Annotated in this window: 10 protein-coding genes; 2 read left to right on the top strand and 8 right to left on the bottom strand. The window is 65.5% G+C overall.

The window, feature by feature from the left end:
- Positions 1 to 88: 88 nt before the first annotated feature.
- The 4 genes from ACPZVR_RS25305 to ACPZVR_RS25290 form a co-directional block, all read right to left on the bottom strand.
- On the bottom strand, positions 89 to 1,771 hold the full coding sequence (locus ACPZVR_RS25305) for a UvrD-helicase domain-containing protein (RefSeq protein WP_436702464.1): 1,683 nt from the start codon (positions 1,769 to 1,771) through the stop codon (positions 89 to 91).
- Positions 1,768 to 3,375 (bottom strand): ATP-dependent nuclease, encoded by a 1,608-nt coding sequence (locus ACPZVR_RS25300; RefSeq protein WP_436702463.1) that lies wholly within the window; start codon positions 3,373 to 3,375, stop codon positions 1,768 to 1,770. The genes ACPZVR_RS25305 and ACPZVR_RS25300 overlap by 4 nt, the downstream gene beginning before the upstream one ends.
- Before the next feature lie 239 nt (positions 3,376 to 3,614).
- The gene (locus ACPZVR_RS25295) at positions 3,615 to 3,944 is read right to left on the bottom strand and encodes a helix-turn-helix domain-containing protein (RefSeq protein ID WP_436702462.1); all 330 of its coding nucleotides are present in this window, start codon (positions 3,942 to 3,944) and stop codon (positions 3,615 to 3,617) included.
- A 171-nt stretch (positions 3,945 to 4,115) separates the two neighbouring features.
- Positions 4,116 to 4,310: a hypothetical protein gene (locus tag ACPZVR_RS25290; protein ID WP_436702461.1), complete on the bottom strand. Its 195-nt coding sequence runs from the start codon at positions 4,308 to 4,310 to the stop codon at positions 4,116 to 4,118.
- A gap of 233 nt (positions 4,311 to 4,543) precedes the next feature.
- Between ACPZVR_RS25290 and ACPZVR_RS25285 the strand changes: the two genes are divergently transcribed.
- On the top strand, positions 4,544 to 5,335 hold the full coding sequence (locus tag ACPZVR_RS25285; protein WP_436702460.1) for a nuclease-related domain-containing protein: 792 nt from the start codon (positions 4,544 to 4,546) through the stop codon (positions 5,333 to 5,335).
- A 397-nt stretch (positions 5,336 to 5,732) separates the two neighbouring features.
- Here ACPZVR_RS25285 and ACPZVR_RS25280 read toward each other — a convergent pair whose 3' ends face one another.
- The 3 genes from ACPZVR_RS25280 to ACPZVR_RS25270 form a co-directional block, all read right to left on the bottom strand.
- On the bottom strand, positions 5,733 to 6,062 hold the full coding sequence (locus ACPZVR_RS25280) for a helix-turn-helix transcriptional regulator (RefSeq protein ID WP_436702459.1): 330 nt from the start codon (positions 6,060 to 6,062) through the stop codon (positions 5,733 to 5,735).
- 266 nt (positions 6,063 to 6,328) lie between these two features.
- Entirely contained in the window at positions 6,329 to 7,189 is an 861-nt protein-coding gene (locus ACPZVR_RS25275) for a mycofactocin-coupled SDR family oxidoreductase (protein ID WP_436702458.1), read from the bottom strand.
- A 238-nt stretch (positions 7,190 to 7,427) separates the two neighbouring features.
- Complete coding sequence (locus ACPZVR_RS25270; RefSeq protein WP_436702457.1) at positions 7,428 to 7,907, bottom strand: carboxymuconolactone decarboxylase family protein; 480 nt, start codon at positions 7,905 to 7,907, stop codon at positions 7,428 to 7,430.
- An 81-nt stretch (positions 7,908 to 7,988) separates the two neighbouring features.
- On the opposite strand from ACPZVR_RS25270, the gene ACPZVR_RS25265 reads away from it, so the two are divergent.
- The gene (locus ACPZVR_RS25265) at positions 7,989 to 8,924 is read left to right on the top strand and encodes a TIR domain-containing protein (protein WP_436702456.1); all 936 of its coding nucleotides are present in this window, start codon (positions 7,989 to 7,991) and stop codon (positions 8,922 to 8,924) included.
- A gap of 75 nt (positions 8,925 to 8,999) precedes the next feature.
- Here the strand turns inward: ACPZVR_RS25265 and moaA are convergent, their stop codons facing one another.
- On the bottom strand, positions 9,000 to 9,926 hold the full coding sequence (gene moaA, locus ACPZVR_RS25260) for a GTP 3',8-cyclase MoaA (protein ID WP_436702465.1): 927 nt from the start codon (positions 9,924 to 9,926) through the stop codon (positions 9,000 to 9,002).
- Positions 9,927 to 9,977 lie beyond the last annotated feature (51 nt).

Genomic DNA, 9,977 nt, shown 5'->3' with positions numbered 1-9,977 from the left:
GATGACCTGCCGGCCCTAACCGCCTGACCAACCCAAGCGAAGGAACGCAGCGCTACACCACTACGAGGGACTTGACCGTTCCCCAACCTCACCTCCGCGAGATGGCGTCCCAGTCGGCGTCGTTGAGCCACTGTGTAATGGCCTTGCCCGTCAGTGCGCCGCTCGTGGTGAGCGGCGTCCAGAACGGGGATCGGTCACGGTTCCACGGTGCTCCCGACGCGTTCGGAACGTTTCGCGAGTAGGTGACAAACGCGCCGTGTCGCGCTCGCGACAGCATGACCGACAGGATGCGTGCTTCCTCGAGCTGCTCTGCCTCGGACTTGGCCAAGAAGAACGGGATGTTTCCGTCTTCTGCGCCGAGAACAACCACCCAATCGAACTGCTGACCCTTGCCGACATGGCCGCTGAGCAGGTGGACGCCGTGCGCGTTGAGCAGCGTCGTCTGGTCGCCAACCCTTATACGCGCGGCGACCTGTTTCGTGTCGAGCCCCTCGTTTAGCCGGTCGAGGACCCAGCCGAGTGCATCGGCGAGTGCTTTGCGGGTGTCGGGCTCTTCGATACGGTCAAAGGCGGCGAGGTCCCTCAGATAGGTGAGCTTGTCCGTCTGTGCTGCGAGTTCAACGGTGTCGAGGCGTCGCAGGAGGGACCGGACGAGCTTCGCGGTGTCGGTGTCGAGGACGCCATCTTCCCAGCGGTGGAGTGGCAGGCCGGTTGCCTCGAGGACCGGGTCGACGAACCGAAGCCGGCTCTTGATGCGAGAGATGATGCCGACTCGCTGGTTCGGTGCGCGGCCGAGGATGAACTTGGCGAGGCGGCCGATGGAGGCGGCTTCAGCATCGGCGTCCGCGTAGTTGACAAGCGCGGCGACACCGCCGTTCGGCCAGGACGTCGGGTCGGCGCATTGAAGGTCCTGACCGCCGGTCAGGGGGTTGAGCGAGTTGACGAGCTGGAGCACTGCGGGGGACGAGCGGTGTGACTCGTTGAACTCGATGACTTCGACGGCGACGGCCCTGACGGTGGCGTCTACCTCGGCAGGGCTGGCACCCGCGAACCCGTAGATGCCCTGTGCGAGGTCTCCAGCGAAGGTGATGCGCCCTTCGCCGATGCGGTTCAGGACGCGGAGCTGTTGTGGCGTGAGGTCCTGGTACTCGTCGACGATGACAGCGCCGAAGTGGTTGCGGTAGAGGTTGGCGACCGTGTCGTTGGCGAGAATGAGCTCGGCATAGCGGAGCAGGTCGTCATAGGTCGCGCGGTTCTCTGCGATGCGCTGTTTCTCTAGGGCGATGGCCGTGTCGTTGCCGTGCACGTCGAGCGCTGCCGCTACCTCGTTGTCGGTGAGGGCCTGCTGCTTGGTGATGCGCAAGATGTCCGTCACGGCGTCCCGGTCCCTGTATTGCACGCCGATTCTCTGGAGCTGTTCGCCGACCCAGTCGTTCTCGGGAAGCACGATGGCGGGGTCGATGCCGGCAACGTCGCCGTGTGCGCGGATGATGCGGGCGGCGAGACCGTGGAAGTTGCTAACGGTGATGTGATCACGGATTCGGGCGGAGGTGATGTGGTCGCCCAGTCGGCCGCGCAGGTTGTCTTTGGCGCGGTTGGTGAAGGTCGTGGCAAGCACTCGTCGGGGCGCTGTCACGTGGCGGCGGTCGATGAGTCCGGCGATGCGCATCGCGAGGGTCTCAGTCTTGCCGCAGCCGGCCGGCGCGACCAATAGGAGCGAGAGGGAGTCGTGGTCGCGGACGCGTTTCTGGGTGTCGCTGGGGGTGATCAAGGCTTGGCGATCTCGTCGAGGACGGCGCAGACACTGGTGATCTTCTGCGCCGTGGCGCGGTCGAGTACGCGTTCGACGGCCATGGCGGCGTGCACCTTGTTCTTGAGACAGAACCCGCGGACGTCTTCGGCGGTTCGGGTGCCAGCCGGGCCGGTCGCGGGGCAACTCTTCAGCTTGTGGGCAGTGAACAGGCCGGACTTCTCTAGGATGTCCCACGTCTCTTCGTGGCCGATGGCGGCGATGTACTCGCCCTCGAGGTCGGGCTGGGAAACGTACACGCCGTGCTGCTCGACGTTGGCGGGGGCGACGCCGAGGACGCCAGCAGTCTCGGCGCGGGCGTCCTCGTCGATGAGGATGGATAGCGGGACCTGGAACCCGGAAAGGCCGAAGAGCTTGATGATGGCCGGCATGTTGCCCGATCCTCGGGTCTCGACTAGGGAGATGCCGAGTCGGTCGAGGTTGCGCTCGGTGAGGTCCGCGATCCGCTCGATGAGGATGCGATCGGAGATGCCTTCCGCACCTATGACTCCGTTTGCGGTCAGCGGTTCGAGCTTGTCGCGAACCCACCAGTGCACGACCATCTTCTCGTCGTCGGACAGAAAGCCGGCGTCGGGCTGGACAACGACGCCCCCAGGGCGGACGGACACGATGCTGTCGGCTGGGAACGCGCTGACGATGTCAGGCGAGTGGGTGGCGAGGAGCTTCTGGTTCTTTCCGTCGCGTAGCAAGCGGGCGAGGCTGCGTTGGCTGGTCGGGTGGAGATGGATTTCAGGTTCGTCGACCGCGACCATGTTCGCGCTGGTGCTGACGAGGTCGTACAGCGCGATGGCATAGAGGGCTCGCAGGCCGTCTGACTGCTCTGTGAGGTCCTTGGCCTTACCGTCGCGTTCAAGGCGGAGCCGGACTCCGGCGAGGACGTCGCCGTCGGCCATGGCATCGGTCTCGAATTTCAGCTCGTCCTTGTCCACGCTGACGGGCAGTGCCTTCGACAGCTGCGCGGATAGGTTGCCGCGGATGCCGTCGAGGACGGGTGAGGTCGTTAGCGCGTCCTGGATCTGGGTTATGAGCGTTTCGAAGTTGGTTTGCTCGGCGCCGAGGTCGACCTGCTGCAAGATGTCCTGTACGGCGTTGCGGCGGTCTTCGCGCAGCTCGCGACTGATCCCGGTGGCGCCGAGGAGGTTCCACCCGAGTTGGTCGATCTGGAGGCGCGACAGTTGACGGTGGCTACCGCTGTTCGGTGCAGTTCGGCTGATGGCGATGGTGCCGTCGGAGTCTTCGATGGTGGCCTCGAAGCTCAAGGTGAGCGTCAGCTCGTTAGTGACTGGGTCGACCGTGGCCTCGTCAGGGAAGGCCGCCTGGTCGTCAGCACCGAGGTCCGTGATGGTCGCCTCGATGACGAACGGCTGTGTCTCGTCGCGGAAGTCGTCGATCGTGGTGCGGCTGTAGATCTGGGCGGTGCTCGCTCCGAGAAGGAGGTCCAGGCACCTGAGGAGACTCGACTTTCCGACGTCGTTCGGCCCGACGAGGATCAGGTGGCCTCGGATCTCGATGTCGGTTTCGTCAAGCCGGCTGTGGTTCTTGACCATTACTCGGGTGAGGCGCATTTTGGGGAGTCCTGGGATCGAAGCTGGGGGGTGCCGCAAACGTAGCGACGGCGGCAGTTGGGCGCTGGGGATTGCCAAGTCTGAGTCTCGACGCGACCCGCCTCCATGGCGTCGTCAACTCCACGTCGCGCCCCGCCGCTCCGAGAGGTGGCAGGCGCCCAACAGCAGCGGTAGCGTTGTGCCGCGCAAATCGTCCGCAGATGCCCCGATCCGAGGGCCCTTAGAGCATCACTCCGCCGCTATTGCCCGCGCTGATAGCGCGCCCGCAGGCCGGAGTCCCGAACTCCGAACGGAGAGAAGGCCAGCTCGGTCAAGATCGGGCCGAGGATCCCTTCGATGGCTGCTACGTCCCTCAAGGTGAGCTGCGCGTACCCGCGCAGCAACTTGCTGAGGCGTCCCGGTGCGATCCCGGAGCGCTCTTCCAGCCAAGACTTCGAACGCCCGAGCTGCTCCAAGCGATCGGTCGTTTCGACCACGAAGTGGTGCTGCATCTCGGCCGCCCGTGCGTTCGCGTACGCCGCAGGCGTCGTCGGCTGGTTCCAGGTGACATCGCCGGGCCGGCCGAACATAACGGGCTCCTCGAGAAGGTCTCGGGGCATGGTCGAGGGAGGAGGCTTCGGCACCGATCAAACATACGGCGCGAGAATCGTCGATCCAGGCCTGTGGATGGCGGCGACGGGCCGGCAGTTCCGGCGTATCTTCCGTTTATGGAAGAAATCAGGAGTCGCGAAGCTGGAGCCCTACCCGGGCGAGTGCTGACGCGCATGACGACCACCGGGCATGCGATTCGGTGTGGTGAAGGCTGGTTTGCGCTCATTGAAGAGCTCGATCGGGCGCTGGCGGCCCTTGATCCTGCCTAATACCTCTTCGCGATCGCCCGCACCCGTGGCGAGCTTCTTTTCGATGCCGAGCCGTCGTCGCCCGAACTCGATCATCGTTTCGCTGCGATCGTCGGCTCGGCCTCAGAAGCGGCGAGCCGGATCTGTGAGGTTTGCGGGGAACCTGGCGAAAGGAGCGCGATCTGCGGGGTGGTCGAGGTGCTGTGTGCTGAGCATCGAGCCGCCGCTGAAGCAGCCGGACGGCGGCATCGAGCACCGCCGCACTGACCGATTCGCCGGACGAGCGGCCGGCGCATCGGCTTCCATGGTGCGAAGGTAGAGGAGGTCAGATGCGCTCGTTCCAGCCGTTCCCGCGACGAGAACTGAAGAGGCTGCGGCGCCGATGGCTGCGCCGCAACCTCAGCATCGTCGCGTTCCTCCTGGCGGGGTTAGTCCTCGCGGCGGCACTGATCTCAGTGCCCCTAGCGACCAGCGACCTCCCGGCCCGGTGGTACGTCATCGGCCTCATTCATGCCGGCCTCAGTGCTGCCGCTCTGCACCTCGTCAACTCGGGATTCATGGCCCACGAGGCTGCGGCGATATGGCAGCTCAGGGGTGCGTGGGGCGAGGACAACACGCGGTCGGAACTGCAGAAAGCGAAGCGGCGACGGCTCGTCTGGGGCTGGGTCGACAGCATCACGCTGCATGGTGGCGACCTCGACCACGTGGTGGTCACGCGCTCGGGTGGCATCGTCGTGCTGGACACCAAGTGGCGCAGCTCGATCGACGCGGACGCCGTTGCGGAGATGACCGCATCGGCGAAGAAGGCAGCCATCAGGGCACAGGGACTCGCCAGAACCATGCTCAAGTCAGAGCGCGGAGCGAAGCATCGGGCACGCGCGCAACCGGTGAACGTTGAGGCGGCCGTCGTGCTGTGGGGAGCAGCGCGGGAGATGGTGAAGGACGGCCGAGAGATGGACGGGGTGCAGTTCGTGGATGGTCGCAAGCTGGTCGACTGGCTCCGCAAACTCGAGGGGCCGCCGGTGCCTTCGGACGCAGCCAAGGAACTGCTTGAGCAACTGACGGCGTACCGCGCGACCGCTTTCAGGGCAGCCGAACCTCGGGAAGCAGAGCGTGCCTGACGGTGGCGATGCGCAGCCAACCTCACCCGACGAAACGTCCGGCAGATTGTTCAGCGAACCCAGCGGCTCCCCGTGTCCGGTCGACGGAGGCGAGCGATTTCGTCCGCGACCGAGCTCCACTTCGCGTCCACGAGCTCGCCCCGGGCACTGCGGTCGTTGAGCTCGCGGAGGACGCGTCGGCAGGCCCTGGGGGAGTCGAGAACGGCGCTGACGTGTTGCTCGATGCTCACCGGTTCGGTGACATAGGTGATCGCCGTGTGGCCCGCTTGAGCAGCTCGACGTTCCTCGGAGGCGAGCCTCCGGCAGGTGCTGCTGCACCACCGCCGTGGGCGGCCGGCCTTCGGCCGATCGGAGACGAAGAACGGCCGGCCGCATCGGGGACAGGCCTTCTCGATGATCACTGGTTCCGCTCCTGGTCCAGCGACCATTCGAAGACCGTGGCCACCCGCCAGCGGAGATGCTTGCCGATGCGGAATCCCTTGGGCCCGCGTCCTCGGCTGCGCCAGGCGTAGACGGTCTTGATGGGTACACCGAGGTACGCAGCCACGTCGACGGCTGTCCAGAGGCGCTCGCCGGCGGAGTGGGGTTGGGGGTTCGCGGGAACGGTCGGCTGAGGTGGGGGAGCGGCCTCAGGGCGGGGTCGCGTGCGGCTGCGGGTCCGTGTCGACTCCGGTGTGGGTTCGTCCCAAAGGGCTGGTTGTTCGAGGTTGTACTTGTTGTTGCTCATCGCGTGCCCGTCTTGATCCCGTGGGTGCTGGTTGCACCCCTCCTGGTCTCCTAAGACATCGCCAGCCGCTCGAGCGATCACTACGCGGCGAGAAACTTCCGCCGGCAAAGGGGGACGCGGCAGCTCCGGATGCTCGCAGGCATTACGCCGGACGTTTCCGCGCCGAGAATGCAAGAGGTGTGTGGCACTTCGTCGATCCGCGGAAGTGGGGGAACGTGTGAGACGCATCGGCGAGCCCAGTGCCCCTGGGAAGCTCGGCGCATCGGTCAGATGATCGGGGCCGCGTTGTAGCGAGGGAGCTGCTCGTGACCAGCATCGACGGCCAGCTGGGTTCCGGTGATCTTGGCAGCCTCGTCGGACAGAAGGAACAGGATCGCGTTCGACACCGTCTCGATCGGGTTCATCAGTGACGTGCGCGGCAACATCGTGTAGTGGTGACCGCCGACCGTGGCGTCCTCAGGGCGCCCTCCGGGGCCCCCGGCGAAGAGGTCGTAGGCACCTTGCCAGTTGAGCATGTGAGTATTCATTGCACCTGGTCGAATGGCATTGACTCGCACGTTGTAGGGACCGAGCTCCATCGCGAAAGCTCGCATCAGCCCGAGCACTCCGGTCTTGGTGCCCACGTAGTGGGACATCTTCGGGCCAGGCTCGACGCCGTTGTTGGACGAGATCATGACGATCGAGCCCTGCTCGCGTTCGATCATGTACGGCGCACAGGCCTTGCACGTCCGCCAGACCCCGTTGAAGTTGATCTCAACCTCGTCTCGCCACGCGTCCTCGTCGATCTCCCAGAAGTCCTTGCCCGGGGTCCAGATGCCCGCATTGGCGATCACTCCGTCGATCTGACCCAGCTCGGCGACCCCCGCCTTGGCCGCGGCGTCCAGCGCGGCTTGGTCCCTGACATCGGCAACGACCGGTACGACACGACGATCGAGCGCCTCGACCAAGCGAACAGTCTCCTCCAGATCGTCTCGGCTGGAGGTCTTGTATCCGATCGTCTCGATCTGTGTGCAAGCGTCGACAGCAATGATGTTCGCGCCTTCTTGCGCCAACCGGATCGCGTGTGCCCGACCCTGACCGCGCGCCGCACCAGTGATGAACACGACCTTGCCGTCCATGCGTCCCATCAGTTCTCTCCTCGGTCTCGCGGCGCCCGAATGGCCGCGTGTCTCGACGCGGAGCTGAGATGCGCCGCGATGCACAACGTCGGGGGTGCGTGGGACGCGCGTGTGTCCCGTTTTGGGACAGTAGATGGCTGGCGGCGACGCCGGGATCGAGCATGGGACCTCCAACCTGTGTCGATCCCTACGGAGGGTCCCGGCGGTCGGGGTCAACGAGCTGCCCACCTGAATGGCTAGACCCGGATCAGGGAGAGACGGGGTAGTGGCTGGATACGGCGATCCGATTCCAGGTGTTGATCGCGATCGCGACGGCAGTCACCGCGGCCACCTGTCGGTCATCGAGCGCGGAACCGATGTCGACCTCGGGCGCTGCCGACGGCCGCGGCTCGCTGATCAGGGTGATGCGCTCGGCGATCGAAAGGGCTGCCTGTTCGGCCGGCGTGAAGTACTGCGACTCCCACCATGCGGCGACCACGGCCAGCCGATCGGTGGTCTCCCCCTTAGCGATCGCGTCTCGTGTGTGCATCCGCAGGCAGAACGCGCATCCGTTCAGCTGGGAGGCTCGCATCTTCACCAGCTCGACCAGTAGCGGATCCAGACCGGCTGCCACGACTGCGTCCTCTGCGGCCTTGTCCGCAGCGAGCTGCGCCTGATAGACGGCGGGAAAGTGCTTGGTCACATTGACTTGCGGCTGCATGGAACGAGCCTGCTGGATGGCGGACATCTTGCGCCACTGTCGATCCACGCGTCCTATGGTGCTCTTCGAGATCAATCGGAACACACGGCGAGAGAGTAGGTCAGCACGGTGTCGAAGCCCCGCATCTTCCTGGGATCGTCCGGCAAGCAGGAGAAACTGCTCAAGGCTTTGGTCCGCGGGCTCTCGGACGTGGCTGATGTCGAGCCGTGGACCACTACCTTCAACCCTGGTCGGTCGACGCTGGACCGGCTGGTAGAGCTGACAGGACAAGTGGACTTCGCTGCGTTCATCTTTGCCCAGGACGACTGGACGAGCCGCCCAGAGGGGCGGGTCGACCACGATGGCCCAGGCCAGGCCTCCCCGCGCGACAACGTGGTTTTCGAAGCGGGTCTATTTGGCGGTGTGATCGGCATGCCCCGTACCTTCATCCTGCACGCCGAGGGTGCGAAACTCCCGACAGATCTGTTGGGACTCACGTGTGTCCGCTATCCCGCGGACCCTTCGCCGGCCGATGTCCGGGCGCTCAATCAGAAGATCCGCAAGGCCATCGCGGCGGAGTGGGACTCCGCTCCGAGCGGCATCGAGGGTTTGTGGTGGCAGCATTCCCTGACCGCCCGGACCAACGACGAACCATCTGCGGTCAGCCTGCTGCGGATCTCACGCGACGCGAGCGGTTCGCTGGTCCTCGACGGGCGCGCCTGGCAGGAGGACGGGATGCTCTCCGCCCGCTACCGCAGCGAGGCTGTCCGGGAGCGCACCGAGCCTGCGGGTATCTTCTACTACTGGAAGGGTGAGCGACCGCGCCATGAGGGCGCCCCAGAACTCGACGGGACGGGTGAGATTGTCATCGAGTCGACCGATCGCGCCTCCGGCTACTTCACCACGCGCGCCGTAAGTGACGCCGGCTTCCACACGCGGACCTCGGGGGTCTACCTGCGGGCGGACGAGGCCGATCTGCAGATCCTCGAAGGCCGGGACGCCCAAGCCCGGGCGGGCCTGATCGCAGAGCGCATGGCGGACTGGCGGTCCCTGTTGGACGCCTGAGATGCCGACCCGCGTTCATGTTGTCCGTCGGGCATGACCGCGGCAGGTGCGGGGTTTGCGGCGTAGCCGGGCTAGCTATCCGCCGATGGCGGACATCGGTCGGTGCGGCTGGAGGAAGGAAGGGTCGTTGATGCCGTGCCCCGGCTGCTTCGCCATCACAGCTGTCGCCCACTGGTCGCCGATCGCGTTGTCCGAGGCGCCGCTCCGAAGCGTCGTGCGCAGGTCCGACTCCTCCCGCGCGAACAGGCAGTTCCTGACCTGACCGTCGGCGGTCAGTCGTACCCGGTTGCAGGCGCCGCAGAACGGCCGGGTGACGCTCGCGATGACCCCCACCGTGTGCGGACCCTCAGCCACTACGAAGTGCTCTGCCGGCCTGTTTCCGCGCTCTTCTTCTGCGGGAGTGAGGCTGAAGTGGGCCTGGAGGTTGGAGAGCGTCTCTTCTGCGGTCACCATCTGGGTTCGATTCCACTGGTGCTGGGCGTCCAAGGGCATCTGTTCGATGAAGCGCAGTTGATATCCGTGGTTCAACGCCCAAGAGAGCAGCTCTGGCGCTTGGTCGTCGTTGAGCCCGCGGACAAGCACCGCGTTCACCTTGATCGGGCCCAGCCCCGCTAGGTGGGCGGCCTCCAGCCCGTCGAGCACATCCTTCAAGCGGTCCCGGCGGGTGAGCGCCTTGAACGAATCTGGTCGGATCGAGTCGAGGCTGACGTTGACTCGATCGAGGCCGGCGTCAGCCAAGGGTGACGCCAACCGGGCGAGGCCGATGCCGTTGGTTGTCAGCGACAGGTCCAGATGCGGGCCGAAGCCGCGGACCCGACGGACGATTTCGACCAGACCACGTCGCAGCAACGGTTCTCCGCCCGTGAAGCGGATCGACCGGATGCCGTGCCGCGACACACCGATCTGGATCAGACGAACAATCTCGTCATCCGACAGCAACCTCGAGCTGGGTAGCCAGTCGAGACCTTCGGCAGGCGGGACTGCTGCACGATCGGGTGACAGGTTGGGTCACGCAGCCTGAGTGGCCGGCGCGGTCATGATGGTCTCGTACTC

The sequence above is a fragment of the Nocardioides segetis genome, assembly GCF_051390595.1.
In the GTDB taxonomy this organism is placed as follows: Bacteria; Actinomycetota; Actinomycetes; order Propionibacteriales; family Nocardioidaceae; genus Nocardioides.
The sequence above is the reverse complement of the archived record's forward strand: the minus strand, read 5'-3'. Positions and strand labels throughout refer to the sequence as shown.

What these genes read in the sequence shown, in the direction of transcription:
- ACPZVR_RS25300 (WP_436702463.1), bottom strand. Translation starts at nt 3,375, where the DNA reads ATGCGCCTCACCCGAGTAATGGTCAAGAACCACAGCCGGCTTGACGAA.
- ACPZVR_RS25295 (WP_436702462.1), bottom strand. Translation starts at nt 3,944, where the DNA reads ATGTTCGGCCGGCCCGGCGATGTCACCTGGAACCAGCCGACGACGCCT.
- ACPZVR_RS25290 (WP_436702461.1), bottom strand. Translation starts at nt 4,310, where the DNA reads ATGATCGAGTTCGGGCGACGACGGCTCGGCATCGAAAAGAAGCTCGCC.
- ACPZVR_RS25285 (WP_436702460.1), top strand. Translation starts at nt 4,544, where the DNA reads ATGCGCTCGTTCCAGCCGTTCCCGCGACGAGAACTGAAGAGGCTGCGG.
- ACPZVR_RS25280 (WP_436702459.1), bottom strand. Translation starts at nt 6,062, where the DNA reads ATGAGCAACAACAAGTACAACCTCGAACAACCAGCCCTTTGGGACGAA.
- ACPZVR_RS25275 (WP_436702458.1), bottom strand. Translation starts at nt 7,189, where the DNA reads ATGGGACGCATGGACGGCAAGGTCGTGTTCATCACTGGTGCGGCGCGC.
- ACPZVR_RS25270 (WP_436702457.1), bottom strand. Translation starts at nt 7,907, where the DNA reads ATGTCCGCCATCCAGCAGGCTCGTTCCATGCAGCCGCAAGTCAATGTG.